At 61.8% G+C, this 25,712-nt stretch carries 25 protein-coding genes; 17 read left to right on the forward strand and 8 right to left on the reverse strand.

What is annotated here, in order from left to right; genetic code table 11:
• Positions 1-2: 2 nt before the first annotated feature.
• Positions 3-1,388 (reverse strand): HAMP domain-containing sensor histidine kinase, encoded by a 1,386-nt coding sequence (locus FFI94_RS04925; RefSeq protein ID WP_138872005.1) that lies wholly within the window; start codon positions 1,386-1,388, stop codon positions 3-5.
• A 116-nt stretch (positions 1,389-1,504) separates the two neighbouring features.
• Here FFI94_RS04925 and FFI94_RS04930 point away from each other — a divergent pair, with 116 nt between their 5' ends.
• The 6 genes from FFI94_RS04930 (at position 1,505) to FFI94_RS04950 (ending at position 6,946) form a co-directional block, all read left to right on the forward strand.
• Positions 1,505-2,665 carry a pyridoxal phosphate-dependent aminotransferase gene (locus tag FFI94_RS04930; protein ID WP_138872006.1) on the forward strand — a complete coding sequence of 387 codons (1,161 nt, stop codon included), beginning with the start codon at positions 1,505-1,507 and terminating at the stop codon, positions 2,663-2,665.
• Between the two features lie 64 nt (positions 2,666-2,729).
• The gene (locus tag FFI94_RS04935) at positions 2,730-3,335 is read left to right on the forward strand and encodes a TetR/AcrR family transcriptional regulator (RefSeq protein WP_138872007.1); all 606 of its coding nucleotides are present in this window, start codon (positions 2,730-2,732) and stop codon (positions 3,333-3,335) included.
• 40 nt (positions 3,336-3,375) lie between these two features.
• Complete coding sequence (gene purB / locus FFI94_RS04940) at positions 3,376-4,797, forward strand: adenylosuccinate lyase (RefSeq protein WP_138872008.1); 1,422 nt, start codon at positions 3,376-3,378, stop codon at positions 4,795-4,797.
• A gap of 109 nt (positions 4,798-4,906) precedes the next feature.
• A complete protein-coding gene (locus tag FFI94_RS34120; protein ID WP_260683848.1) occupies positions 4,907-5,140 on the forward strand; it encodes a hypothetical protein in 234 nt (77 codons plus the stop codon).
• Positions 5,130-6,149, forward strand: a complete 1,020-nt coding sequence (locus FFI94_RS04945) for a DUF1214 domain-containing protein (protein ID WP_260683849.1) — start codon at positions 5,130-5,132, stop codon at positions 6,147-6,149. The genes FFI94_RS34120 and FFI94_RS04945 overlap by 11 nt, the downstream gene beginning before the upstream one ends.
• A 140-nt stretch (positions 6,150-6,289) precedes the next feature.
• Positions 6,290-6,946 carry a response regulator transcription factor gene (locus FFI94_RS04950; protein WP_138872009.1) on the forward strand — a complete coding sequence of 219 codons (657 nt, stop codon included), beginning with the start codon at positions 6,290-6,292 and terminating at the stop codon, positions 6,944-6,946.
• A 55-nt stretch (positions 6,947-7,001) separates the two neighbouring features.
• Here the strand turns inward: FFI94_RS04950 and FFI94_RS04955 are convergent, their stop codons facing one another.
• Positions 7,002-7,919 (reverse strand): tyrosine-protein phosphatase, encoded by a 918-nt coding sequence (locus FFI94_RS04955; protein WP_138872010.1) that lies wholly within the window; start codon positions 7,917-7,919, stop codon positions 7,002-7,004.
• 346 nt (positions 7,920-8,265) lie between these two features.
• Here FFI94_RS04955 and FFI94_RS04960 point away from each other — a divergent pair, with 346 nt between their 5' ends.
• Positions 8,266-9,159 carry a phosphoribosylaminoimidazolesuccinocarboxamide synthase gene (locus FFI94_RS04960; protein WP_138872011.1) on the forward strand — a complete coding sequence of 298 codons (894 nt, stop codon included), beginning with the start codon at positions 8,266-8,268 and terminating at the stop codon, positions 9,157-9,159.
• Positions 9,156-11,273, forward strand: coding sequence for a S9 family peptidase (locus FFI94_RS04965; RefSeq protein ID WP_138872012.1), 2,118 nt, complete (start codon positions 9,156-9,158; stop codon positions 11,271-11,273). Before FFI94_RS04960 ends, FFI94_RS04965 begins: the two co-directional genes overlap by 4 nt.
• Here the strand turns inward: FFI94_RS04965 and FFI94_RS04970 are convergent.
• Together FFI94_RS04970 and FFI94_RS04975 are read right to left on the reverse strand one after the other, a co-directional pair.
• Positions 11,270-11,959: a response regulator gene (locus tag FFI94_RS04970; protein WP_138872013.1), complete on the reverse strand. Its 690-nt coding sequence runs from the start codon at positions 11,957-11,959 to the stop codon at positions 11,270-11,272. The two genes, FFI94_RS04965 and FFI94_RS04970, sit on opposite strands and share 4 nt — an antisense overlap.
• The gene (locus FFI94_RS04975; protein ID WP_138872014.1) at positions 11,956-13,536 is read right to left on the reverse strand and encodes a sensor histidine kinase; all 1,581 of its coding nucleotides are present in this window, start codon (positions 13,534-13,536) and stop codon (positions 11,956-11,958) included. Before FFI94_RS04975 ends, FFI94_RS04970 begins: the two co-directional genes overlap by 4 nt.
• A 117-nt stretch (positions 13,537-13,653) precedes the next feature.
• On the opposite strand from FFI94_RS04975, the gene FFI94_RS04980 reads away from it, so the two are divergent.
• From FFI94_RS04980 to FFI94_RS04995, 4 genes are all read left to right on the forward strand, one after another.
• Positions 13,654-15,066: a cation:dicarboxylate symporter family transporter gene (locus tag FFI94_RS04980; RefSeq protein WP_138872015.1), complete on the forward strand. Its 1,413-nt coding sequence runs from the start codon at positions 13,654-13,656 to the stop codon at positions 15,064-15,066.
• A 131-nt stretch (positions 15,067-15,197) separates the two neighbouring features.
• Positions 15,198-15,695: a glutathione peroxidase gene (locus tag FFI94_RS04985; protein ID WP_138872016.1), complete on the forward strand. Its 498-nt coding sequence runs from the start codon at positions 15,198-15,200 to the stop codon at positions 15,693-15,695.
• A 70-nt stretch (positions 15,696-15,765) separates the two neighbouring features.
• Positions 15,766-16,470: a DUF2334 domain-containing protein gene (locus FFI94_RS04990; protein ID WP_138872017.1), complete on the forward strand. Its 705-nt coding sequence runs from the start codon at positions 15,766-15,768 to the stop codon at positions 16,468-16,470.
• 230 nt (positions 16,471-16,700) lie between these two features.
• Positions 16,701-18,068, forward strand: a complete 1,368-nt coding sequence (locus tag FFI94_RS04995; protein WP_138872018.1) for an Ig-like domain-containing protein — start codon at positions 16,701-16,703, stop codon at positions 18,066-18,068.
• An 11-nt stretch (positions 18,069-18,079) separates the two neighbouring features.
• On the opposite strand, the gene FFI94_RS05000 is transcribed toward FFI94_RS04995, so the two are convergent.
• A complete protein-coding gene (locus tag FFI94_RS05000; RefSeq protein ID WP_138872019.1) occupies positions 18,080-18,727 on the reverse strand; it encodes an MBL fold metallo-hydrolase in 648 nt (215 codons plus the stop codon).
• A 139-nt stretch (positions 18,728-18,866) separates the two neighbouring features.
• On the opposite strand from FFI94_RS05000, the gene purS reads away from it, so the two are divergent.
• The gene (gene purS, locus FFI94_RS05005; protein WP_003945817.1) at positions 18,867-19,106 is read left to right on the forward strand and encodes a phosphoribosylformylglycinamidine synthase subunit PurS; all 240 of its coding nucleotides are present in this window, start codon (positions 18,867-18,869) and stop codon (positions 19,104-19,106) included.
• Entirely contained in the window at positions 19,103-19,780 is a 678-nt protein-coding gene (purQ, locus tag FFI94_RS05010) for a phosphoribosylformylglycinamidine synthase subunit PurQ (protein WP_033233932.1), read from the forward strand. The genes purS and purQ overlap by 4 nt, the downstream gene beginning before the upstream one ends.
• A gap of 126 nt (positions 19,781-19,906) precedes the next feature.
• Here purQ and FFI94_RS05015 read toward each other — a convergent pair whose 3' ends face one another.
• Positions 19,907-21,010 (reverse strand): cell wall metabolism sensor histidine kinase WalK, encoded by a 1,104-nt coding sequence (locus FFI94_RS05015; protein WP_138872020.1) that lies wholly within the window; start codon positions 21,008-21,010, stop codon positions 19,907-19,909.
• Positions 21,007-21,726: a response regulator transcription factor gene (locus FFI94_RS05020; protein ID WP_138872021.1), complete on the reverse strand. Its 720-nt coding sequence runs from the start codon at positions 21,724-21,726 to the stop codon at positions 21,007-21,009. The genes FFI94_RS05015 and FFI94_RS05020 overlap by 4 nt, the downstream gene beginning before the upstream one ends.
• Positions 21,727-21,939: 213 nt before the next feature.
• Between FFI94_RS05020 and FFI94_RS05025 the strand changes: the two genes are divergently transcribed.
• Positions 21,940-22,578: a DUF305 domain-containing protein gene (locus tag FFI94_RS05025; protein ID WP_138873602.1), complete on the forward strand. Its 639-nt coding sequence runs from the start codon at positions 21,940-21,942 to the stop codon at positions 22,576-22,578.
• Positions 22,579-22,647: 69 nt separating this feature from the next.
• Positions 22,648-24,693, forward strand: a complete 2,046-nt coding sequence (locus FFI94_RS05030; RefSeq protein WP_138872022.1) for a heavy metal translocating P-type ATPase — start codon at positions 22,648-22,650, stop codon at positions 24,691-24,693.
• Here FFI94_RS05030 and FFI94_RS05035 read toward each other — a convergent pair.
• Positions 24,677-24,967, reverse strand: a complete 291-nt coding sequence (locus FFI94_RS05035; RefSeq protein WP_138872023.1) for a YiaA/YiaB family inner membrane protein — start codon at positions 24,965-24,967, stop codon at positions 24,677-24,679. The two genes, FFI94_RS05030 and FFI94_RS05035, sit on opposite strands and share 17 nt — an antisense overlap.
• A 307-nt stretch (positions 24,968-25,274) precedes the next feature.
• On the opposite strand from FFI94_RS05035, the gene FFI94_RS05040 reads away from it, so the two are divergent.
• On the forward strand, positions 25,275-25,712 hold the full coding sequence (locus FFI94_RS05040) for a hypothetical protein (RefSeq protein WP_138872024.1): 438 nt from the start codon (positions 25,275-25,277) through the stop codon (positions 25,710-25,712).

The following is a 25,712-nucleotide window of genomic DNA, read 5'->3' on the forward strand; positions in this document are numbered from 1 at the left end:
CATCAGTCTTCGGTTGTCGGGATCACGATCTCGAATCGGGTTCCACCTCCGGATCTTTCGGTTGCCGTGATGGTTCCGCCGTGGGCAGTGGCAATGTCCGACGCGATGGCCAAACCCAGGCCGGTACCGCCGCCTTGCCGTGATCGGGGGGAATCGAGCCTGACAAATCTGTCGAATATTCGCACACGCTCAGCTTCCGGTATGCCCGGTCCGTCGTCCTCGATCACGATGTGCGCGCCGACCCTACTGTGGAAGCAGTGCAGCCATATCCGGGTTTCCGCGTGGCGGACGGCATTGTCGACGAGGTTGCGCACCAACCGGGTCAACGCACGCGGATCGCCGGTGACTCGAACCGGAGCGATCGCTGCTGTCACAGTGACGTCCGAGATCCCGGCGACCCGCGTTTTCTCCGCAAGGAGGATGTCGTCGATGTCGACGTCCGTAGCGGTCCGATGATGATCGTGTGCGTTTTCGTCCGAGCGGGCAAGTGTCAGAAGGTCGTCGATGAGTTGGCACATTCGGCGGGCTTCGGGCAGCAACGCGTCCTCGATCAATGCGTCGTCGAGTAGCTCGGGGCGTCGGTGTGCAAGTTCGAGCGCAGTTGTGATGGTGGACAACGGACTTCGAAGCTCATGGGATGCATCGCTGACAAACCGTTGCTGCGCTTGCGCCCCTTCGTCGAGGCGGGCCAGCATGTCGTTCATCGTCCGAGCGAGGCGCGCTATTTCGTCGTTGCCTGACGGAACCGGCACCCGCTCGCCGTGGCTTCCGCTCGATATCGACGCCACCCGTGCCCGGATGCGTTCGACGGGAGCAAGTGCAGAACCCACGAGCCGATACGTCGCGAAGGCAGCCAGGCCGAGAACGAAGGGACCAACGATCGCCAAAAGTGCTGCGACAGCGGTCACTACGGATTCGACCGGTTCACGGTCCGCCCCGACAAAAACGGTGACTGGCCCGGTCGGGGTCGTGACGCCGCGACCGATAAGCCAGTAATCGCCGTCGTCGCTCGGTTCGACGCGGCCGAATGACGCGGACTGGCCAGGGTCCACGGTTTGCCCCGAGAGCAGCCCACTGTCCGTTCCCGGTGACTGCGCCAGGACCTGGTGATCCGGACTCACGATTTGAACGATCCCGATCTGGCTGTCCGTCGACAGCAGGGACGGATCGAGTTCAGTCGCGCTACGTTCGGCGAGTTGCTGGGTGATCTGGGTGGCGCGGGCATCCGAGGTGTCCTGCGCCGACAATTGAAGTGAGTGCGCGAGAAGCAGCACGAGCGCGGCACCGGCGATGATGAGACAGAACGCGATGACCAGTGTCGACGCCACCGTCGAGCGAATGCGCACACTCCACTGCGACGGGTGCAGAATCGACGACGCGAAGTTCATGACGTCCAGTCTCTCCCAACGAGGAACGCACGCGGGATTCTTCTCAGCATCCTTTCAGTTGCTACTGACCGAGAACCCACTGACGCCTGATCGCCCCCACCGACTACCGTCGAGGTGTGCGCTCAGAATCTCGTCGATCGAACATCCAGACCTTCCACGTCATGGACGTGTGGAAAGCCGCCACCGAACGTCAGCGGACTCATGGTGACGTCCTGACGTTGGCGGCCGGTCAGCCGTCGACGCCGGCACCCGCCCCGGTGCTGGCTGCGACGCGCGAGATTCTCGGCACCGAACTGCTGGGATACACCGAGACGTTCGGCATTCTCCCGCTCCGCGAAGCCATCGCCGGTTACCACTCGGAGAGTTCGGGGATTACCGTCGACGCCGATGACGTGGTCGTCACCACTGGATCTTCGGGCGCATTCACCTTGCTGTTCCTGGCCGCATTCGACGAAGGCGATACCGTCGTCGTTGCGCGTCCGGGTTACCCGGCCTACCGCAATACGCTTGCGGCGCTGGGATGCAACGTCGTAGAACTCGATTGTGGACCGGCCACGAGATATCAGCCGACCGTCGAGATGCTCGACGCGCTGCCGACGCCGCCGGCCGGACTGATCGTTGCCAGCCCCGCCAACCCGACGGGAACCGTCATCGCACCGGAAGAGCTTGCCGCGCTGGCGAAGTGGTGCGACAAGAACGGAACACTGCTGATTTCCGATGAGATCTATCACGGCATCGGCTACGGCGATCAGCACACGTCGAGTGCCTGGGAAACGTCCCGCGAATCCGTGGTCATCGGCTCCGTGTCCAAGTACTTCTCCATGACGGGGTGGCGCCTCGGCTGGATGCTGGTTCCCACGTACCTGCGTCGCCCGCTGCAGAGACTCGCGTCGAATATGACCGTGTGCCCACCCGCAATCTCGCAGTACGCCGCAATCGAAGCGTTCTCGGCGGAAGCGAAGATCGAACTGGACGGCCACGTCGAGAGGTATGCGCTCAATCGTGAACTTCTGCTGACCGGTCTGCCGAAGCTCGGCATCACCGAACTGGCTCCCGCAGACGGCGCCTTTTACGTGTACGCCGATATCGGGCATCTGTGCGGCGACGAGGGCGCCACTGCCTGGTGTTCGCGGTTGCTGACAGATACCGGAGTCGCGCTCGCGCCGGGAATCGACTTCGACACGGTGCACGGAAATCGGATGGTTCGCCTCTCGTTCGCCGGTGCCACCGCTGATATCGAAGAGGCGCTGCGACGCCTCGAAACGTGGCTCACGTAACAATCAACAGGACGTTCGGGCTGTTTTCCGGTCCCGATGCTGCAGAAACTGGCACGATGGAAATGTGTCGGGAGCAGCAACACCCAAGGGAGCGAAACGTCGCCAAGCGTTGGTGGCGTCTGCTGCTGAACTTTTGCTGGAGGGTGGATTCGACGCGGTTCGTCACCGCGCGGTCGCTGCCCGAGCCGGTCTTCCGCTGGCCTCGACTACCTATTACTTCGACTCACTCGACGATCTGATTGCGTGCGCCGTCGAGTTGAACGGCAATGCGGACATGGATGCCGTGCGGGCCCGCGTTGCCGCGGTGACTCAGCGTCGCCGGGGATCGGAATCCACCGTCGACCTCCTGGTGGAGGTTCTACTCGGCGAGGACGAGAAGCGGCCGGAGAGTCGGGAACGGTTGATCGCGCGATACGAGAGGTTTGTGGCGTGCGCCCGCCACCCGGCACTGCGTGAGGTGCAATTGCGACTGCGCGCGCAACTGGACGAGGCGCTCACCGAGGCATTGGCACGGTCAGGTCGCACCAGTTCCGAAGGGCAGTTGCGTCGCCTGGTCGCGATGGTCGACGGCGCCATGATCTCGGCACTGGGGGAGTACGACCCCGACCCGCGTGGGTTGGCGCGCGGAATGCTTCTCGAATCCATCGACGTGATGGCCCCACCTGCGTAGGGGTAACAGCACTGTTCACGCACCGTTAGACTGAGGCCTCGTGAGCCGCATCCCGAATGTCCTTGCCAACCGTTACGCCAGCCCGGAGCTTGCAGCTCTGTGGTCTCCCGAGCACAAGATCGTGCTGGAACGACAGCTGTGGGTGGCGGTGTTGCGGGCACAGGCAGAGCTGGGCATCGACATTCCGGCCGACGCTATCGCCGACTACGAGCGGGTCATCGACAATGTCGACCTGGCTTCGATCGCGGATCGTGAGCGCGTCACCCGCCACGACGTGAAGGCTCGCATCGAGGAGTTCAACGCTCTCGCCGGTCACGAGCAGGTTCACAAGGGCATGACCAGCCGCGACCTCACCGAGAACGTCGAGCAGTTGCAGATCGTCCGCTCGCTCGAGCACGTCTACAGCCACGGCATCGCGGTCGCTGCCCGTCTGGGTGAGCGCGCTGCCGAGTACTCGTCCATCGTGATGGCCGGACGCTCACACAACGTCGCAGCTCAGGCGACCACGCTGGGTAAGCGTTTTGCTTCCGCGGCCGACGAACTGCTGGTCGGGTTGACCCGCCTGCGTGAGCTGATCGATCGTTACCCGCTGCGCGGAATCAAGGGTCCGATGGGCACGGCTCAGGACATGCTCGACCTCCTCGACGGTGATGCCGCGAAGCTCGAGCAGCTCGAGACGAAGGTTGCCGAGCACCTCGGATTCACCAAGGTTCTCACCAGCGTCGGTCAGATCTACCCGCGCTCGCTCGACCACGACGTCATCTCCGCACTCGTTCAGGTTGGCGCCGCACCGTCGTCGTTCGCCCACACCATCCGTCTGATGGCAGGCCACGAACTGGTTACAGAAGGCTTCCAGCCTGGCCAGGTCGGCAGCTCCGCGATGCCGCACAAGATGAACACCCGCTCGTGCGAGCGCGTCAACGGCCTGCAGGTCATCCTGCGCGGCTACGGCTCGATGGCTGCCGAGATGGCGGGCGCTCAGTGGAACGAAGGCGACGTCTTCTGCTCCGTAATCCGTCGTGTTGCGCTGCCTGACGCGTTCTTCGCGATCGACGGCATGTTCGAAACCTTCCTGACCGTGCTTGCAGAAATGGGCGCGTACCCAGCCGTCATCGAAAAGGAACTGACGCGTTACCTGCCGTTCCTCGCGACGACGCGCGTCCTCATGGCAGCAGTTCGCGCCGGTGTCGGACGCGAGACCGCGCACGAAGCCATCAAGGAGAACGCCGTCGCCGTGGCACTCGCGATGCGCGAAGAGGGCAAGGAACCCGATCTGCTCGACCGTCTCGCTGCGGACGACCGCCTTCCGCTGGACCGCGCCGCACTCGACGAGGCACTCGCGGACAAGGCGGCCTTCATCGGTGCCGCGTCGGCTCAGGTCGATGCCGTAGTGGCCGAGGTGCAGAAACTTGTCGACGCCAATCCGGAAGCTGCGGCATACGCGCCGTCGCCGATTCTGTAGGGACTCTGCTGTGCGCCTTTGTTAACCGCCCGCGGTTAACAAAGGCGCACAGCAGGTTCATCCGGCTCGGGTGATTCGCAGCGGGATTTGCCGCTGGACCATCTGAGGTATGGCCGACATCGAACTGACGTACTCCAGTGGCAAAGTCCGTCGCGACGGAGAATTGCCTGCCCGCGCCGATGTCGGGGCGGTTTTCGACGAACTCGACTTCCAGACCGCAGTGCAAGCGTATCTCTGGTCCCTTCCGATCGTGTCGTGGGCACAGTGGATGGACGTCCACAGCACCATCTTCGGAGCTACGGCGTCGGACTTGGTTGTCTATCGCTCGTACCGTGATCGGTGAAATGGGCCCGGACGCAGGCAACGGTGGGAAGACTCTGGTAGTCGGTCCAGGCCAAAGTGTGGACGACACAGGTGAATACACGGTTGTGCACTCGCCGATGATGCACATCATGTTCGGCTTCCGCACACTCGATCCGGACCCGGTGCGTTCAGGTGCACTGGTCGACGCGGTTCGCGTGTTCCCGCATCGCGAGCGTGCGAACCCGACGCCGACGCGATTGGTCTCTCCGGATGGCAAGCCGTGGACGGGAATTCAACCTCGAGATCTGAAGTACTGGGAACTGCTGCACGCGATTCTGCAAGACGAACCTGTCGAAGAGCGTGACCGTTTCCCGATGGCCTGGCTCCGGCAGTTGGGGATCGAGAAAGGGAAACCGTTCGCTCCCGATGAGCGAGTAAGGAAGATCCTGGAGCGCGCCATCGATGTCGGGGAGGTGTTTGCTCAGGCCAATGCGTTTGTCAAACGGTTCCCCGGTTCGCGTTACTGGCCGGATCGGCAGTGGGACTTGGCAATTGTCCTCGACAATTCGGCTCAACGCGGGGACGGCTACGACGAGTTCTTCGAGCGCGCGTCGTGGTTCTACGAGGCGGTCAGTTTCTCCGAGGCGATGAAAAGTACGACGCCCGGGGTCGGCCAGGCGTACCTCGGCAGCTATTCCGATGCCGATGGTCAGTGGTTGGACGGCGGACAAAACTACACACTCCGCGTCCCCGCCGACGTTCCTGCGAAACTGTTCTGGTCGGCAACGGTGTACACAGTCGACACGCGTTGCCTGATCGACAACGAGCAGGGGCGAGGCGATCGAGGTTCGCGGGCTCCCGATCTCGTTTTCAACGACGACGGTTCGGTGGACCTCTATTACGGACCGAGCGCGCCGAGCGGGAAGGAATCCAATTGGGTTCAGACAATTCCCGGGCAGCACTGGTTTTCGTATTTCCGCTTGTACGGTCCGCTGGAACCCTATTTCGATCGAAGTTGGAAACTGGGAGATATCACAATGGTCCGATGAGGCGTGGTCCGGTGAGGCGGACAATATACTGTGGCAATCGAACGTAGATGGGTAATCCGACAAATCGGTGCAATTGTGCGTCTGCCATCATCGAGATCGATAACGTGGATTAATGCCGCGCCGAGCTGGAGGATAATCGCGTGATCACAGTACTCATCGCAGACGATCAGCAAGTTGTCCGTCAAGGGTTCGAACTTTTCCTTACTGACCACCCTCGGATCGAGGTGGTGGGGCACGCGGCATCAGGAACGGAAGCACTTCAACAAGTTCGATTGCTTCAGCCGGACGTCGTTCTCATGGATATTCGGATGCCGCATGGTGACGGTCTGACTGCAACTCGTGAGGTTCTGACCGAATTCCCGAAGACTCGCGTCATCGTCGTGACGACGTTCGACCTCGACGAGTACGTTTTTGGTGCGCTCGACCTCGGTGCGGTCGGGTTCTTGCTCAAAGACACCAACCCCGACGATTTGGTGGACGCGGTTATTGCCGCCGCAGACGGCGGCTCGGTCTTGTCGCCGAAGCTCACTCGCAGAATGGTCGCGGAATTCGCGCGTCGTAAACCGCCCGCTGCCGAGGTTCCCGACCACGGATTGAGTGTTCGGGAAATGGAAGTGGTCCAGCTTCTTTCAAGTGGGTTGGGTAACGGTGAAGTGGCCGATGCGATGAAACTCGAACTGAGTACGGTGAAATCGCATATCGGCAATATCTGCAGAAAACTCAGTGTCCGCACGCGGGTGCAGATTGTCATCTGGGCGTATCGGAACAATATGGTGAGAGATTTACGGGTTCGATAAGAACACGTGGTGTTCGCCTCCGTAGAGCGGCGACGAACACCACGTGCGCCGGCGCTTATGCGAGCAGCTTTGCCTTCAGAGTCGCGATAGTCGAGGGGCTGAGACCGAGGCCGTCGGTCAGGTAGCGGTCGATGGTTCCGTACGAGGATTCCAGTTGATCGAGTCCGGCTTCGATGTAGCTGGCTTCGACTCCGAGGAGTGGTTCCATATTGGTTGCCACTGCCGGACCGGCCACGCTGGAGATGTACGCGAGCGTTGCTTTGATGCTTTCGGTCGAGTACTCGTTGGTCAGCAGGTAGTCATTCATGATCGTGGCGCGGTCGACGCCGGCGATGCTCAGGAGCAACATCGACGCCCACCCGGTGCGATCCTTGCCGGCGGTGCAGTGAAACACCTGTGGCCCATCACTTTCCGCGAGCGACGTGAGAAGTCGGGTGAACCCGGCCCGTTCCTCGGTGCCGGTGACAAACGCGCGGTTTGCGTCCTGTAGCAACGTGCGAGCTTCATCGGGCGATTTGATCTGGAATGCCATCTCGTAGATGTCTCCGGCCAGGATCGGGATGTTCTCGTAGGCGACCCCGGCGGGCAGAACATCCGGCTTGTCGGCGATTTCGGCGGCCGTGCGCAGGTCGTAGACCTTGGTCAATCCGAGTGACTCCAAGGCGGCCATGTCGGCGCCCTTCGGTGTGATGGCATTGGCGCGGTAGAAGACACCCTTGTTGACGTGTCGACCGAAGGAGTCCGAGTATCCGGGTCCAGTGCCGGCGACGTCGCGGAAATTGTCGATGCCCACCAGGCGCGGAGCGTCGGAAACCTGCTGTGAGCTGCCGAGATCCACCGAGCCGAAGTCGAGCGAGCCGACGGGTGACAGGGGAGCGGCCTGGGCGAGTGCGGCGCCGCTGATCAGAAGGCTGCCCGAGATCGCCAAGGCAGCGACGGCGCGGACACCTGTGTTGCGTGAAGTTCGTGACATGTGAAAGTCCTTCGTGGAGAGGGAATCTGATTGCGTGAGAGGCTCGCAATGGAGTGTGGACCCGCGAAACTTGCGAATTCGGGGTGCCTCCCGCCCAATGGGAGATTGTTTCGGTACAGCTCGACGGAGTCGGATTGCCGGGCAGGTGAAGCCGGACGATGGCCTGTCGGAATTGCCTGCAAACCGGTAGTTCACCGACTGTGACGGAGGACTCTCGGGTGCGGCGGACGGGTTACCTGCATATCCGGATGAGCAGGGCGAACGACTCCCCGAGTGGGGAGTCTGTCCACCTGTCTCGGCTACCAGGGTTCTGTACGAAGTGCGAACGCCCGATAGGGTGATAACTGTGCGTCCTACACTTGATTCCTACACTCATCTGGCCGGTGGCAAGGTCCGCGACCTTTACACGATCGACGACGAGCATTTGCTGCTGGTCGCGAGTGACCGGATCTCGGCCTACGATCACGTGCTCAGCACGCCGATTCCGGACAAAGGCCGCGTCCTCACCGCGATGAGCGTGTTCTTCTTCAATGTTCTCGGCGGCAACAATCACCTCGCCGGCGAGCCGGACGACGACCGTATCCCCGAAGAGGTTCTCGGGCGTGCGCTGGTTGTCCGTTCCCTCGAGATGATTCCCGTCGAATGCGTGGTTCGCGGTTTCCTGACCGGTTCCGGATTGGTCGACTACCAGAAGACCGGCGCGGTGTGCGGCGTCACGCTGCCTGAGGGCCTTGTGGAGGCTTCGCGGCTACCCGACCCGATCTTCACCCCGGCGTCCAAGGCAGCTCTCGGTGATCACGACGAGAACATCAGCTTTGATCAGGTAGTGGAGAAGGTCGGCCAGACTCTCGCGATTCAGCTTCGCGAAGACACTCTCGATGTGTATGCGCGTGCATTCAACTTTGCGGCTGATCGCGGAATCATCCTCGCTGACACCAAACTGGAGTTCGGTCTCGACTCTGCCGGGAACCTGGTCCTGGCCGACGAGGTCCTGACGCCTGATTCCTCGCGCTACTGGCCCGTCGAAGGCTACGAGCCGGGCAAGATTCAGCCGAGCTTCGACAAGCAGTTTGTCCGCGACTGGCTGACCGGTCCCGAATCCGGGTGGGATCGGGCATCCGATACCCCGCCGCCGGCATTGCCGCAGGAGATTGTGGACGCGACCCGCGCGCGTTACATCGAAGCGTACGAACGTATTTCCGGATTGTCCTTCGCAGATTGGGTCGGTCCCAGCGCATGAGCCTCGTCCCGCCGGTCGCGAAGAAGGTTCCCACCGAACGCACCCATCACGGACACACGTTCGTCGACGAGTACGAGTGGCTGCGGGACAAGGACAATGCCGAGGTAGTGGCGTATCTCGAAGCCGAGAACGCCTACACCGAAGAGCAGACGGCGCATCTGGAGCCGTTACGCGAGAAGATCTTCCAGGAGATCAAATCGCGTACCCAGGAAACCGATATGTCGGTACCCACCAGGATGGGTAAGTGGTGGTACTACGCCCGTAGCGTCGAAGGTAAGTCGTACAACGTTCACTGCCGCTGCCCTATCGCCGATGACGGTGACTGGACGCCGCCCAACTTGACCCCCGGGGTCGAACTGGACGGCGAACAGATTCTCATGGACGGCAACCTCGAGGCAGAGGGGCACGACTTCTTTTCTCTCGGTGCGTTTTCCATCAGCGAGGACGGCACTCTGCTGGCGTACTCCGTGGATGTCGTCGGCGACGAGCGGTACACGCTGCGGTTCAAGAACCTCGAGACTGGGGAAATCCTCGGTGACGAGATTCCCGATACCGCTCCCGGCGCCACGTGGGCACTTGATCACAGCCATGTCTTCTACATGACCGTCGACGATTCCTGGCGCCCGGACACAGTGTGGCGTCACAAGCTGGGAACGCCGCAGAGCCAAGATGTTTCGGTGTTCCACGAACCCGATGAGCGGTACTGGGTATCGGTCGGTTCGACGCGCAGTGAGAAGTACCTGGTGATCTGGGTCGGTTCCAAGGTGACCAGTGAGGGCTGGATCCTCGAATCAGCCAACCCTGAGGGCGACTTCCGGGTGATCATTCCGCGTCGGGAGGGCGTCGAGTACGGCGCCGAACATGCCGTGATCGGGGGAGAGGATCGCTTCCTCATCCTCCACAACGACGTCGTCGACGGTGTGAAGGCCGAGAACTTCGTGCTGGTAGAGGCTCCGGTGTCGGATCCGACGAACATGACCACGTTGATCGCGCACAGCGACGACGTGCGACTGGAAGAAGCCGAGGCTTTTGCCGGTCACATCGTGTTGAGCTACCGCCGCGAGGCGTTGACCCGAGTTGCCGTGTGGCCGTTGACAGCAGACGGCTACGGCGAGCGTCACGAGATCGACTTCGACGAAGAACTCTTCAGCATCGGAATGGGGTCGAATCCGGAATGGGCGCAGCCCACCATCCGATTGGGCTTCACCTCTTTCATCACTCCCGGTCAGGTGTACGACTACTACGTGGCCAGCGGCGAACTGGCGCTGCGGAAGTCGCAGCCCGTGCTCGGCGACTTCGACGCGAAGAACTACGTGCAGCGACGCGATTGGGCGGTGGCCGAGGACGGTACTCGCATTCCGCTCTCGATCGTTCGGCGGGCTGGAGCACCTGAAGGTCCGGCGCCGTTGTTGTTGTACGGCTACGGTTCCTACGAGGCCAGCATCGACCCGTCGTTCTCGGTAGCGCGATTGTCGCTACTCGATCGCGGTGTGGTGTTTGTCGTCGCGCACGTCCGAGGCGGCGGCGAGATGGGCCGGCATTGGTACGAGAACGGCAAGACCCTCACCAAGAAGAACACGTTCACCGACTTCGTCTCCTGTGCAAAGCATTTGATCGATACCGGCGTCACCGCTGCCGACCGTATGGTTGCCGACGGTGGTAGTGCGGGCGGCCTGCTCATGGGTGCTGTAGCCAACCTCGCACCGGAACTCTTTGCCGGCATTCTTGCGAACGTGCCGTTTGTGGATCCGCTGACGTCGATCCTCGACCCGTCACTGCCGCTGACGGTCATCGAGTGGGACGAGTGGGGAAATCCCTTGCACAACAAGGCCGTCTACGAGTACATGCATTCGTACAGTCCGTACGAGAACGTGGAAGCGAAGGACTACCCGGCGATTCTGGCTATCACCAGCATCAACGACACCCGAGTGCTGTACGTCGAACCCGCGAAGTGGGTCGCGAAACTGCGTGCCACCAAGACCGGCGACGCTCCGCTGCTCCTCAAGACCGAGATGAGCGCCGGCCACGGGGGTGTCAGTGGTCGTTACGAGAAGTGGAAGGAAGTTGCCTTCGAGTTCGCGTGGGTTCTCGACACCGTCGGGGCGGCGAACTAGCTTCTGCGGTAACGGACCTGGGGGCGCCCAGCACGTCCGTACTCGGTTTCCCGGGTGAGCAGTCCGTCGTCTGCCAGTTTTTCGAGGTAGCGCCACGCTGTCACCCGGGATACGCCGACGGAAGCGGCGACTTCTGCCGCGGTGAGCGGAGTGTCGGTTTCGCGAACACACGCCGATACGAGTCCGAGGGTCTGGGAAGCGAAGCCTTTTGCCGACGCGGCCCGATCGTCGGAGGTGCGCAGTGCGGCCATCGCGCGATCGATGTCGTACTGACTCGCCGCGGATTCGCCGGCGGGCAGCGCCGCGCGGTACTCCACATACCTTTCGAGCTTGTCGCGGAAGGCCGCAAACGTGAACGGTTTGAGCAGGTAGAGGACAATTCCGCGGGCAACGGCTGTTCGCACCACGTCGAGGTCGCGCGCGGAGGTCACCGCAATGATGTCCGGGCTCGGACGCAACCCACCGAGCGCGGATGCAACATCGAGTCCGCTTGCGTCCGGCAGGCCGATATCGAGGAGCACCAGATCGATGGGCTCACCGGCGGCGTGCGCTTCCGTGACCGCGCGCAGAGTGGCCTGACCGCTGTGAACCACACCGTGCACGACAAACCCCGGCACTCGCTCCACATACGATCGGTGCGCCTGGGCGATCAGTGGTTCGTCGTCTACGACGAGTACCCGGATCATTGCTGTGCCTGCCGCAGCGGGATGCGCACGACCAGCATGGAACCCAACCCAGGCTCGCTCACGAAGGTGCCGCCGTGGCGTTTCACGATCTGCGAGACCAAGGCGAGACCGATGCCGCGGGATCCGGATTTGGTGGAATATCCGCGCTCCTTGGCCTTTTCGAGCGCATCGGGCGTCATGCCTGGCCCACTGTCGGCCACCGCAACCACCATTGTCGAATCCTCTTCCATGACCGTCACTTCTACCCACGGTTGCTCGCTGCTCCGCGAGGCGTCAATGGCATTGTCCACCAGATTGCCGACCAGTGTGACCAACTCTCGCGGCGTGAGCGCCGAGACGGCGCCGAGCGCGGTGTCCTCCGTGACGGTCAATTCCACGCCGCGTTCAGTCGCCTCACTGAGTTTCCCGAGCAACAGCGCGGCCAGCGCCGGCTCCTGGACGGCGTTGACGAGGCGATCGATCAACTGCTGAGACAGTCGTAATTCGTTGGTGGCAAAGGAAACCGCCTCGTCGTATTTGCCCAACTCCACCATCGTGATGATGGTGTGAAGGCGATTGGCGCTCTCGTGAGCCTGCGAACGCAACGATTCTGCAAAATCGCGAACCGAATCGAGTTCACCGAGAACATTCTGCAATTCCGTGTGATCGCGAATAGTGAGAACAGTGCCAATTCGCTTGCCCTCCCATTCAACCGGGTGCTGATTGACCACGAGTATTCGTTGATCGGTGAGATGGACCTCATCAGTGGCCGAACCTGCGTCGGCATCGCGCAACGCGGGCGGAATCGACGACAGTTCGACTCGGCCTTCCGGTAGATCGAGAAGACGCCGCGCTTCGTCGTTCACCATGTCCACCTGAGCGGCCCCGCCCCGCCCCCGACCGATGACCACCAGTCCCTCGCCGATGCTGTGCAGAACGGCGTCGTGATGCTCGTACATCGTGAGCAGTTCGTCGGGTGCCAGCCCCAGGGTCTGACGTCTGATTCGCCGACTCACCAACAACGAACTCAAAACAGCCGCAATCAACCCCGCGGCGGCAATCGCCAGGATGGTCGGAATGCTCTGGGCGAACTGCTTGCTGATCTCCTCACGGGTGACGCCGACAGCCACCAAGCCGACAAGCGTCCCGCTCGCGTCGTACACCGGTGTGACCGCACGAATCGACGGACCCAAGGAACCCGCGTACGTCTCGGTGAACGTCTCGCCTGCCAACGCCCGGTCGATGTTGCCCGTGAACAATTCGCCGATCAGCTCCGTATTGGTGTGGGTGTACCGCGTGCGATCCGGCGCCATCACCACGATGAAGTCGACGCCGGTGGCCAGGCGGATCTTCTCGGTCTGCGGTTGCAGTATCGCGGTCGGATCTGCGCTCGCGAGCGCCTGCGCGGTGGAGTCCGTCAGCGCCAGTGTCTCGGCTATCGAGCTCACCTGCCGTCGAATGGCGTCGTCGCTGTCTCCGCGCTCGTCGAACACGGCCAGTGCCGCTCCCGCGCCGATGACCAGCGACAACAGTGCCAACTGCAGCAGCAGAATCTGCCGGGCGACGCTCATGCGTCGGCGACTGCGTCGTTGGACCATCAGTTACTCCTGAACGTTATGAACACAAACTTCACGCCTTACACATTTCCAACAAGAATTCTCCACGAACTCGAGTGATCCCCATCACTTCACTGATTTCCATCAAAGGACATCCCCATGAGCGTCACCGCAACAGGGACAGTAAACGCTTCACCCCAGCCTGAAGGCACTCCGGCAAAGCGCGACAAGACGCATTGGCTCTACATGAGCGTCATCGTCGCCGTCGTCGGAGGCATTCTCGTCGGTTGGCTCGCGCCCGAATTCGGCAAGTCCGTCGCAGTGTTGGGCACATTGTTCGTCAGCTTGATCAAGATGATGATCAGCCCGGTCATCTTCTGCACCATCGTGCTCGGCATCGGTTCGGTGCGCGCAGCGGCCAAGGTCGGCAAGGTCGGCGGCCTGGCGCTTGCCTACTTCATCGGTATGTCCACTGTTGCCCTGGCGATCGGCTTGGGGGTCGGTAACCTCCTCAACCCGGGCAGCGGCCTGAACATCGAGCCCAACTCGGCGTCCGTCGAGAAGCTCACCACCGCAGCACACAGCGCCGGTGGAACGTGGGACTTCGTCGCGTCGATCATCCCGACGTCGTTGCTGTCGTCCCTGACCGCAGGCAGCGTGCTGCAGACACTGTTCGTCGCACTGCTCGTCGGCTTCGCGATCCAGTCGCTCGGCAAGTCCGGTGAACCGATTCTCAAGGGCATCGGTCACCTGCAGAAGCTGGTCTTCAAAATCCTGACCATGATCCTGTGGCTCGCCCCGATCGGTGCCTTCGGTGCCATCGCCGGCGTCGTCGGCCAGACCGGCCTGAACGCCGTGGTCCAGCTCGGAACCCTCATGATCGGCTTCTACCTGACCTGCTTGATCTTCATCTTCGGTGTCCTCGGCACCTTGCTGCGCGCCGTCACCGGATTCAACATCTTCAAGCTGGTCAAGTACCTGGCCCGCGAATACCTCCTCATCTTCGCGACGTCGTCCTCCGAGTCGGCACTCCCGCGTCTGATCGCCAAGATGGAGCACGTGGGCGTCGAACGCTCCACAGTCGGCATCGTCGTCCCGACCGGTTACTCCTTCAACCTCGACGGCACCGCGATCTACCTGACCATGGCCTCCATCTTCATCGCCGACGCGATGGGTCAGCCGCTCGCCTTCGGTGAGCAGCTCTCGCTGCTGGTGTTCATGATCATCGCGTCGAAGGGCGCAGCCGGAGTCAGTGGCGCCGGACTCGCGACCCTCGCCGGCGGCCTGCAAAGTCACCGTCCCGAACTGCTCGACGGTGTCGGCTTGATCGTCGGTATCGACCGCTTCATGTCCGAGGCTCGCGCTCTCACCAACTTCTCGGGCAACGCCGTCGCCACCCTGCTCGTCGGCTCCTGGACGAAGACCATCGACAAGGAACGCGTCGTCGATGTTCTGGACGGCAAGATTCCGTTCAACGAGTCGACCATGCTCGACGACGAGGACGAAGCGGAGCAGCACAAACTCGAAACCGCACCGGCCGGCACCCAGCAGTCCTTCGTGAGCCACCACTAGAGGTTTGACCTCTCCACTGGAGCGGAACCCGTACTTCAGATCAGCGATCCTGGTCGGAGTTGGACGAACGAGACCGTCGCACTCACCGTGCGGCGGTCTCGTTCCGCAGTAAAGTCGCTAAGTTGGAGATCATGACAACTCCAGTACAGAACATCGTGATCAACACCCTCGGCGGCGTACCCACCTCGCTGGGCGAATACGACGGCCGGGCAGTGCTCGTTGTCAACGTCGCATCCAAGTGCGGACTCACTCCGCAGTACGCCACGCTCGAGAAGCTGGCCAGTGAGTATGCAGATCGCGGCCTGACCGTGATCGGTATCCCGTGCAACCAGTTCATGGGCCAGGAACCGGGCACCGCCGAAGAGATCGAGACCTTCTGCTCCACCACCTACGGCGTCACGTTCCCGATGATGGAGAAGATCGAGGTCAACGGCGAAAACCGTCACCCACTGTACGCAGAACTCACCAAGACTCCCGATGCCGACGGTGAGGCCGGAGACATCCAGTGGAACTTCGAGAAGTTCCTCATCGCGCCAGATGGAACCGTCGTCAATCGTTTCCGTCCGCGCACCGAGCCGGACGCTCCCGAGGTTATCGCAGCCATCGAAGCTGTTCTGCCGCACAACTGACCACCACCTGCCGCCGGATGATCATCCGGCGGCAGTGTGCTGTTCACCGAGCGCTGCCATCATCAGAGGCATGTCTGCTGAGCTGATCGTGTCAGTGTCCGGTATCAGAGACGAGACATGTTATCTCGCTGCGGGATTCGCAGACGAGATGGATGCCAGGGGAGTGCGACTTTCCCTCCTCGTGGCGCCGAGGCTCAAGGACAAATACCGACTCGCCGACGACGCCGTCACAGCGGCCTGGCTGCGTGAACGCCGCGAGCACGGGGATGCCGTCGTATTGCACGGCTACGATCAGGCGGCGACCAAGCGTCGACGCGCGGAGTTCGCCACGTTGTCCAAACATGAAGCAAAGCTGCGTCTGCTGGCCGCAGATCGAGTGCTCGAGCAGGCAGGACTGCGCACGAGAGTGTTCGCTCCACCCCGCTGGGTGGCGTCCCCCGGAGCGATGTCGGTGCTGCCCGAGGCAGGATTTCGCTCGATGGCCGGCCTCGGCGCTGTGCACGACCTTGCACGGGGAACGTCTCAGCGAGGTCGGGTGCTCGGAATCGGTGAGGGTTTCAAGGTCGAACCGTGGTGGTGCCGGGCTCTCATTCTCGGGGCCGGCCGTACCGCAAAGCGCGGCGGTCTTGTCCGACTGTCGATTTCGGCCAAGCAGTTGGGGAACGAAGGGCCGCGTCGGGCAATGCTCGACGCGATCGACCTTGCGCTCTTCCATGAGGCGACATCGCAGGTGTACCGGTGGAACTCGCCGGCATCGGAACTGGGCGCAGCCTAAAAGTCGCGTCTGGCAACTATTGAGTAGCTGGATTGTCCACCTGCGCCCTCGCTCGAGCACTGGAATGTGTGTTCGCTGGCTTTTCGGTGATCAGTCACGGTATTTCTCGGAAATCCGGCCGTTTGTGGGCAAACCGGACAATCGTCCTCGGAGGTGTGGTCGACGCCTCAGTTCGATGCTACGGTGCTTCCAGTTAATTCACCGCTAGTAGATCGGGCTGGGATACAACCATGCGCGCACGAGTGTTCTCGAAGTCGGCCAATCGACGTCTCACCGCGGCGGTGGGCGCGCTCGCCTGCGCTGCACTGGTACCCACGGTGGCAACCGCGGCACCCCTCGACCTGGGTTCGCTGTCCACCGGCAGCCTGGACGGCGGTTCGAGCGAATCGGGCAAGGGAGCCCTCGTTGCCACCGTCGACGACCAGGGTTCGCCTTTGACCTTGCGGTTGGACAAGGTAGATCTACGTGGCAAGGATTTCCGGATGTCCGTGCAGAAATCCGGTGGTGCTCTTGTTGATTCGGAATTACCGGCACCGCGTTCGTATCTCGGAAGTGTCGACGGTCATCCCGACGCCGTTGTTGCTGCCATCGTCGATTCCACCGGAACCCTTCGCGGACAGGTGATCTTCGACCGAGGCGCCTCCATCGACTTTGTCGGTTCGAGTGTTGTTGCCCGCAGTTCCGCGCCCACCGATGCGGCGCCCACGTGGCCGACCACTCCCATCGCGACCAGTTCGGCGGCCGGTGTCGGAAAGAGTGTGAAGCAGTTCGAGATCGGATTGGATCTGAGCGGGCAGTGGTATTCCGCCCACGCCGCCGGCAGTCCAGCGGTTGCACTGGATCGCGTCGAGGAATCGATTGCGCGAACTGCGGTGATCTGGATGAGGGATGTCGGAGTTCGGCCGGTCGTCGGCCAAGTTATCCTTCGGGCCGACTCTGCCAGCGATCCGTACAAGACCACGTGCGAAAACTTCGATGCGCTCGAGAGCGAGTGGTCAGACAAGGTCGGCACCACCGTCGACCAGGCAACCGTGGTGTGCAAGTCCGGTGGCGGAAACGCCTACTACTCCCAGTTTCTGACCGACCACAGCTACGCGCACGTCGGCGCGGAAGGTGACGGCAACTTCGCTCGCGTGCTCCGCCACGAACTTGGCCACAACTTTTATGCCGACGACTACCAGGGCGGTGGTGCGGAGGGGCGCACCATCATGAACGGCAATGATCTGTCCAGATTCGACGGCACCGAATTTGCTTCCATCGTCGACACTGCAGAGGTCGCCGCCGCTCGACTCGACGACGTCGGACGCTACACCGCGACGGCATTGCCGCCCTACGCTGCACTCGATACCGCGGAGGTCAAATCAGGGGCAACCGCCACGATCGACGCAGTCGCGAATGATCATGACAGCAACGGAGATTCGATCTCGGTGACCGGCGCCCCGGCAACCTCTCTGCTCGGTGGCACCGTGAAACTCGACAACGGCAAGGTGGTGTTCAAAGCCGGATCGAAGACGGGCACCGACAAGATTCTCTACACCCTCACCGACACGAACGGTGGGACAAGCACCGGCTGGATCATCGTCAAGGTGAAGGCGTAAAGAACTCTTAACTACGCAATCTCGATATCGGATTCCTCGTCGAGCACCCGGAACTCGGTGCCGGCGGGGGCCATATCGGTGTAACGACCGTAGAAGATGCCTGACGCCTCCTCGCGGAGAATGCCCTGATGAATAGGCACCGCGACACGAGGAGCTACTGCTCGGAGATAGTCGACGGCTTCCCAGATCTTCAACCACGGCGCCGCGGCAGGCAAAGCAAGAACATCGACGGTCTGCTCCGGCACGACCAACGAATCACCCGGGTGCATGAACAGGGCCGGATTGACGGCATCGCCCAGTAGGAAAGCGGTGTTGTCGATCATCGGCAAATCCGGATGAATGATCGCGTGCTCGCCGCCGGCGCCGGTCACCTCGACCTCCCCGATGCTGAAGCGCTCGCCCGCCCGGACGGCATTCCATCGGCCACCGAGCTTGGCCGCCGTCTGCGGATCGCTGTACAAAGCCGCATCGGGATTGGCGTCGACGAGAGCGGGCAGGCGCGCCGGATCCGCATGATCCGGATGCTGATGTGTCACGAGAATGGCGTCGAGGCCGGTTATGCCCTCGAAACCGTGTGAGAAATTGCCGGGATCGAAGAGGATTTTCGAACCGTTCAATTCGACAAGTACACAGGAATGGCCAAAATGTGTCAGTCGCATGATTTCGAGTATGCCTTTTACGGGTGGTGGGCGTCACCCCAGCTCTCACTCGATGCGAAGGTTCCAGACTGCGCCCGGTAAACTCGTCGGTACCCGGTGTTTCACTCTGGGTTCGCGCACTAGTACCGAGGAGCAGCACGTGGCCCGTGTCGTCGTCGAAGTCATGCCCAAGGCCGAGATTCTCGACCCCCAGGGACAGGCCATTGTCGGGGCACTGTCTCGCCTGGGCTTTGCAGGAGTATCCGATGTCCGTCAGGGCAAGCGGTTCGAGTTGGAAATCGACGGCAGCGTCGAAGATGCCGAACTCGAGAAGATCGCCGAAGGCCTCCTGGCCAACACGGTGATCGAAGATTGGACCGTCAGGCGCGTCGAGGCATGAGCGCACGTATTGGAGTTATCACCTTTCCGGGCACACTCGACGACGTCGACGCAGCTCGCGCGGTGAACCTGGCAGGCGGTGAAGCTGTGGCACTGTGGCACGGCGATGCCGACCTCAAGGGCGTCGACGCAGTCATCGTCCCCGGTGGATTCTCCTACGGCGATTACCTTCGCTGTGGCGCGATCGCACGGTTCGCCCCAGCCATGGGCAAGGTCGTCGAAGCAGCGAAGGGCGGCATGCCCGTCCTCGGAATCTGCAACGGCTTCCAGATTCTCTGCGAAGCAGGTTTGCTCCCCGGAGCCCTCACCCGCAACCAGGGCCTGCACTTCATCTGCCGCGACGAGTGGCTGACCGTCGAAGCCACCAACACGGCTTGGTCTTCACGTTACGAGGCCGGCGCTCAGATCCTCATCCCCCTCAAGTCGGGTGAAGGTCGTTTCCAGGCGTCGGAGAACGTTCTCGACGAACTCGAAGGCGAAGGCCGCGTCGTATTCCGTTACTCGGAAGAGAACCCCAACGGCTCACAGCGTCGTATCGCGGGTATTTCCTCCGCCAACGGCCGCGTCGTCGGACTCATGCCGCACCCCGAGCACGCCACCGAGGCTCTTACGGGCCCCAGCGACGACGGACTCGGCTTGTTCTACTCGGCATTGGATTCCATCGTCAACGCCTGATACATCTTTCCCGGCAGCGCCCGCCCACCAGTTCGTCTGATTGGCGGGCGCTGTTGTTTGTTGTGGCGCCCGAGTTGCCCGGTTTCATGCCACCCCCATTTCGAGCGAACGTACCTTTCGACGCCTTCACGGCGACGGACGTACCTTTCGCTCCGTGGGGAGGGCAGGCAGCACAAGCTCGAGAATGGTGCCGCCGAGCGGATTCGGCCGAGCCGTCAAAGTGCCGCCGTGGGCGCGCGCGAGACTCCGCGCAATAGTCAGCCCCAATCCGGAACCGTCGGAACTCTCACCGCGATGAAACCTGTCGAACACAGACTCCAGTTGATCCTCCGGAATGCCCTCGCCGGTGTCGGCTACAGCGACAAAAACGTGGTCGGGCGATTCTGTCACGGTCACGGTGACACTGCCCCCGCCTGGTGTGTGCCGCAACGCATTCTCGAGAAGATTGGACAGAATTTGTTCGATCCGCTGGCGATCGACCCGAACTCTCGCCGGGTGCGCCGGTGTCGCCGCAGACAGTGTCACGGCACGTTCCTCGAACCGTGGTGCGACGGCAGTTGTTGTGCTGCACACGATATCGCTGAGGTCTTCGACAGCGAGAATGAGATCGAGGGCATGCTCGTCGGCCGCGGAAACGTCGGAGAGATCGTGGGCGAGCCGTCGCAGTCGTTCCAGTTGATCGCGCATCACTGCCCACGACGTGCCGTCGGCCTCGAGTACACCATCCTCGAGGCCGTCCACGTAGGCCGCCAAAGTTGATACCGGAGTGCGTAATTCGTGGGCCAGATCCGCCAGCAGGCGCTTGCGGACGCGATCGGAGTGATCGAGTCGCTCGGCCATGTCGGAAAATGCGCCTTCCAGGCGGGTGAAATCCGAGTCGACCTCCGACTTCTCGATGTGGACGTCGTACCTGCCTTCGGCGACGCTCTGCGCCGCGACCGCGAGTCGCCCGATGGGGGCGGTAATCCGTCGAACGACATACACCGCAGCGATACTCGCGCCGACGAGTGCAACCGCTATGCCGCTCAGCAATGCCACGAAGATTGTTTGGCCGAAGGCTTCTTCGGTGTGCAGGCGGACGTTGTCGTCTTCGATTCCCGCCATCGCGAGGTGATTGTGGAACAGTGGCGCCGCGATCGCGACGGCGACCGCAGCGATCGTCACGCAGCATGCCAGTAGGACGACAATCTGCGCGACCAGCAACCTGCCGCGCAAGCCGAGGCGATTCATGACGACCTCAGTGCGTAACCCATGCCGCGGACGGTCCGGATGAATCGGGGATCTGCTGCGTCGTCGCCGAGTTTGCGTCGGAGTGCGCGGATGTGGACGTCGACGATGTGCTGATCACCGAACCACGATGAACCCCAGACCGCCGTGATGATGTCGCTTCGGCTCAGCGCGGCGTCGGGCCTGGCAGCGAGGGCGGCGAGAAGTTCGAACTCGGTGGGGGTCAGGTCGACTGGCGTTTCGTCGACGCGCACGGTCCGTGCGATCACGTCGATGTCGAGGCCGTCCGGCGTCGGCAACGGCTCGGACATCAGACTGGACGCACGAGGTCTACGCAGAAGCGCTTTGACGCGCGCGACAAGTTCGCGAGGTCCGAAGGGTTTCACAACGTAGTCGTCGGCACCGGCTGCTAGTCCCGCGACCTTGTCTGACTCGTCGCCGCGGGCCGAGAGCATCAGGATGTAGGCGTCGGAGAAGCTGCGGATTCGTCGGCAGACTTCCATGCCGTCGAATCCTGGGAGCATCAGATCCAGAACGACGAGGGAAGGCCCGAAATCATGGGCTGCCGCAACTGCGGTCGGACCGTCGTGAGCGATGCGGACGTGAAAACCTTCGCGCGCAAGGTAATTGGCTACCACCTTGGCGAGTGCCGGCTCGTCCTCGACTACCAGGACACGGTCAGCTCCCTCGGTGCGTGAGTGTCCGGATTCGGAGTTCATGATGTCAGGTTAGCCGAGCGGCGAGGTGATATCGGCGCCTTCCGGCGGACTGTGAAGATTCGATGAAGGTACACCGTTTCGAGGGATTATCACGGGATTCGGCGCGCTCTCGTCGGTATCGTGGTGAACGCACGCTTCGAAAGATCGGATCTCGGAAGTTGTTGCACAGTAATAAGTTTAGTGTGAAGTCTGATTCTCAGGAGTGTTGTCGTGGTGTTCTCTCTCAAGAGTGGTTTGGTGAAGTTCGTTCCCGTCTTGGCGGCGGGCACGTTGGTGATCGCCGGTTGTTCGGACGGAGGTAATTCGGCGCAAACGACCCCAGCTGAGATATCGATATCGGCCTCCCAGTCCGCTATCCCGCAGGGAGTCAACGCAGCGGACATCGAGTTCTTGGAGGGCATGTACCCACACCACGCCCAGGCGCTCGACATGGCAAAAATGGTTGACGGGCGGACGGATAACGCTGAACTGATCGCACTGGCAGCGCAGATCGAAGCTGCTCAGGGTCCGGAAATGCAGCAGATGTCGGAGATGCTGACACAGTGGGGGCGTCCGGACCCGGCATCCAACCCGATGGCCGGGATGGACCATGGCGGCCACGGGGTCGGGATGGCGGACATGCCCGGGATGATGTCGGATGACGACATGGCCGCGATGATGGATGCCCAGGGTGTCGAGTTTGACAAGATGTGGCTGACCATGATGATCGAACATCACACCGGCGCGATCACGATGTCACAGACCGAACTCGATTCGGGACTGGATTCGACGACCGAGAAGCTGGCAGAAGAGATCATCGCCGCTCAGCAGGCCGAGATCGTCCAGATGCAGACGATGCTGGCGGCCCTGTAGTTGTGCATGCGCTTGTAGAGGTGCTGGATCGGGCATACCTTCAGTTCTGACGGCAGGGGAGATGACCGCATGGATCACAGCCGCATGGACAACAACATGGACCATAGCCACACGGGACATGGCGACCACGTCGCACAGTTCCGGAAATTGTTCGTGATCATGCTTGTCATCGCCCTCCCGGTAGTTGCCGCAGACGCGATGTTCGCCGATCTGATCGGATACACACTGCCGGACAACATCGCGGTGCAGTGGATATCGCCGGTCCTCGGCACGGTGATGTATTTCTGGGGTGGCAAGCCGTTCCTCACCGGCGGAGTGTCCGAAATTCGTGCCAGGCAACCAGGAATGATGCTGCTGATCGCATTGGCGATCACGGTGGCGTTCTTCGCGTCGTGGGCGGCAAGTCTGCATTGGGTCGACCACACCCTCGACTTCTGGTGGGAGCTGGCACTCCTCATCGTCATCATGTTGCTGGGGCACTGGATCGAGATGCGTTCGCTGAGCCAGACGTCCAGCGCATTGGACTCGCTCGCCGCGCTACTGCCGGACGAGGCGGAGCGACTGGTCGGGGACGAGGTCGAAACTGTGGCGACCAGTGCCCTGGAAACCGGTGACCTCGTGATTGTCAGACCCGGCGCACGTGTCCCCTCGGACGGAACCGTCGTCGAGGGCGGCGCGGACATGGACGAGTCCATGATCACCGGTGAGTCGAAAACGGTGCGGCGCACGATCGGCGACCGAGTGGTTGCGGGCACAGTGGCGACGGATTCCGCTCTGCGAGTGCGAGTCACGGCCGTTGGTGAAGACACTGCTCTCGCCGGGATCAGGCGTCTCGTGGAGCAGGCGCAGAATTCGTCGAGCCGGGCGCAGGTGGTGGCAGACAAGGCTGCGGCACTTCTGTTCTGGTACGCGCTGGGTGCTGCGGTGCTGACGGCTGCCGCCTGGATAGCCTGGGGAACTCCCGAGGACGCGGTGACCCGCACTATCACCGTCCTGGTGATTGCCTGTCCACACGCGCTGGGACTGGCAATCCCGTTGGTGGTGTCGATCGCGACGGAACGTGCTGCGCGAGCCGGGATTCTGGTTACCGACCGCATGGCACTCGAGAACATGCGCAACGTCGACACAGTTCTCTTCGACAAAACCGGAACTCTCACAAAGGGAGAACCAGCGGTCGTCGGAGTGCTTGCGGCGCAGGGATACACCGAGGATCAGGTTGTGCGCGACGCTGCATCGGTGGAGTTCGACAGTGAACATCCGTTGGGCCGTGCGATAGTCGCCGCCGCACGCGCGAGAAACCTGTCTCTCACTTCCGGTTCGAAGTTCCAGGCGCACAACGGAATCGGCGTTACCGCGAAGGTCGACGGGGCGAGCATCGGCGTCGGCGGGCCGGGAATGTTGAGAGCTGCAGGTGCTGAGGCGATTCCCGGAACCGAAGGTTGGTTGCGGGAAGGTTCGACGGTTCTGCATGTGGTGAGGAATAACGTCGTGATCGGCGCGTTGGCGCTGGCCGACGAGATCCGGCCGGAGTCCGCTCTGGCTGTCGACGCGCTTCATGCTCGTGGTGTCAGCGTAGCGATGGTGACCGGCGATGCCAGTGCAGTTGCACATTCGGTGGCCGGAACACTGGGTATCGACGCTGTGTTCGCGGAGGTTCTGCCGCAGGACAAGGGTGCTGAGGTGTCGCAGCTGCAGGCAGCCGGTCGTCGGGTAGCGATGGTCGGAGACGGAGTGAACGATGCTCCCGCATTGGCGCAGGCTGATGTCGGTATTGCCATCGGGGCCGGTACTGACGTCGCAATCGCGTCGGCGGGAGTTGTTCTGGCAAGCGATGATCCGCGAGCGGTGGCGTCGGTGATCGAGCTGTCGCACGCAACGTACCGGAAAATGGTCCAGAACTTATGGTGGGCAGCGGGTTACAACGCGATTTCGGTTCCCTTGGCCGCTGGCGTGCTGGCGCCTGTCGGTTTTGTGCTGCCCATGGAAGTGGGCGCGATCTTGATGTCGGTGTCGACCGTGGTGGTTGCCGTCAACGCTCAATTGCTACGACGGTTGGATCTGCGGCAACCACCGGTCACTGCGGGGCAGTCGAAAGTGCTCACGCCGCAGCTTTGAATGGATCGTGCTCCGCGATCAGCTTGTCGAGTCGGGCTTCGTCGACACGAACGCGGACGGTGGAGGCCTCCTGCTGATCACGAATCACCTTTGCCAGGGTGAATGTGCTCGTCACCAGAAACAGCAGCGACATTCCGAGGAATCCGCGCTGCCAGGCGTCGATGGGCAGGTAGGCGATGCCCACGAGTGTGCCTACGAAGCTGACGGCAAACGCTATTCCGGCCTGGGCAAAAAATGCCGCTGTGCTCTTCGAGGGTGCTGTCGGTGTGCTCATGGCATGAAGTGTGCAGGTCAAAGCATCTGGAGTGGATGCGTAGTCCTACTCGAGTCCGCACAGTACTTACCCCGCAGGTACTGGTCGCTCTTGTATACATACCTACCGGTACTTTGTTTGTGATGGATAGTTCACTACAAAAGAAGTTTTCGGGCGAATGTAACAAAACACTTGCCGTTTCTTTACAGATCTGGGTAACCTGTAACGGTCAACCTGGTGAACAGGCCAAATGTGAACGGCATCCACGGCGTACGGATGGCCGTTACGACATACGACCGTTATTTACGAAACCGGTAGAGGTAGCAACATGGAAGGCGTACCTATGTCTCGTCAGGCAATCAGTCTCGACAGCTCGAATGAGTTGTCCGACATGGACAGTCGACAAGCCGGCAGCGGAGGTTTGGCAGAGCGTCTCGGCGTCGTGTTCCAGTCTGCGGCAGAATCGGGAACGGTGCTCACTCGTCGGCACCTTGCGGCGGTGTTGTCATGCTCGGATGCGCAGTGGGACATGGCCGGTGGGGTGTTGACGGATGGTCAGGCATTCCTGGGGCAAGATCCCCGGAAGATCGTCCTTGACTGGTTGGCCGAGGTCGGTCGCAACGACGACGTCGAGGTGTCGGACCTGTGGGTACTCCGGTTCATGCGTGTCGCGGAGGGGTTGTCCGATGAGTCACTTGCACTGTTGGTGCAGGCGTGCGCGCACTTGACGCAGTCGGAACGCAGCGAAAACCACACTGCAGATTAG

It is taken from the genome of Rhodococcus sp. KBS0724 (assembly GCF_005938745.2).
In the GTDB taxonomy this organism is placed as follows: Bacteria; Actinomycetota; Actinomycetes; order Mycobacteriales; family Mycobacteriaceae; genus Rhodococcus_F.

What these genes read in the sequence shown, in the direction of transcription:
- FFI94_RS04925 (WP_138872005.1), bottom strand. Translation starts at nt 1,388, where the DNA reads ATGAACTTCGCGTCGTCGATTCTGCACCCGTCGCAGTGGAGTGTGCGC.
- FFI94_RS34120 (WP_260683848.1), top strand. Translation starts at nt 4,907, where the DNA reads ATGGCCGACATCGAACTGACGTACTCCAGTGGCAAAGTCCGTCGCGAC.
- FFI94_RS04955 (WP_138872010.1), bottom strand. Translation starts at nt 7,919, where the DNA reads ATGTCACGAACTTCACGCAACACAGGTGTCCGCGCCGTCGCTGCCTTG.
- FFI94_RS04965 (WP_138872012.1), top strand. Translation starts at nt 9,156, where the DNA reads ATGAGCCTCGTCCCGCCGGTCGCGAAGAAGGTTCCCACCGAACGCACC.
- FFI94_RS04970 (WP_138872013.1), bottom strand. Translation starts at nt 11,959, where the DNA reads ATGATCCGGGTACTCGTCGTAGACGACGAACCACTGATCGCCCAGGCG.
- FFI94_RS04975 (WP_138872014.1), bottom strand. Translation starts at nt 13,536, where the DNA reads ATGGTCCAACGACGCAGTCGCCGACGCATGAGCGTCGCCCGGCAGATT.
- FFI94_RS04980 (WP_138872015.1), top strand. Translation starts at nt 13,654, where the DNA reads ATGAGCGTCACCGCAACAGGGACAGTAAACGCTTCACCCCAGCCTGAA.
- FFI94_RS04985 (WP_138872016.1), top strand. Translation starts at nt 15,198, where the DNA reads ATGACAACTCCAGTACAGAACATCGTGATCAACACCCTCGGCGGCGTA.
- FFI94_RS04990 (WP_138872017.1), top strand. Translation starts at nt 15,766, where the DNA reads ATGTCTGCTGAGCTGATCGTGTCAGTGTCCGGTATCAGAGACGAGACA.
- FFI94_RS04995 (WP_138872018.1), top strand. Translation starts at nt 16,701, where the DNA reads ATGCGCGCACGAGTGTTCTCGAAGTCGGCCAATCGACGTCTCACCGCG.
- FFI94_RS05000 (WP_138872019.1), bottom strand. Translation starts at nt 18,727, where the DNA reads ATGCGACTGACACATTTTGGCCATTCCTGTGTACTTGTCGAATTGAAC.
- purQ (WP_033233932.1), top strand. Translation starts at nt 19,103, where the DNA reads ATGAGCGCACGTATTGGAGTTATCACCTTTCCGGGCACACTCGACGAC.
- FFI94_RS05015 (WP_138872020.1), bottom strand. Translation starts at nt 21,010, where the DNA reads ATGAATCGCCTCGGCTTGCGCGGCAGGTTGCTGGTCGCGCAGATTGTC.
- FFI94_RS05020 (WP_138872021.1), bottom strand. Translation starts at nt 21,726, where the DNA reads ATGAACTCCGAATCCGGACACTCACGCACCGAGGGAGCTGACCGTGTC.
- FFI94_RS05030 (WP_138872022.1), top strand. Translation starts at nt 22,648, where the DNA reads ATGGATCACAGCCGCATGGACAACAACATGGACCATAGCCACACGGGA.
- FFI94_RS05035 (WP_138872023.1), bottom strand. Translation starts at nt 24,967, where the DNA reads ATGAGCACACCGACAGCACCCTCGAAGAGCACAGCGGCATTTTTTGCC.
- FFI94_RS05040 (WP_138872024.1), top strand. Translation starts at nt 25,275, where the DNA reads ATGGAAGGCGTACCTATGTCTCGTCAGGCAATCAGTCTCGACAGCTCG.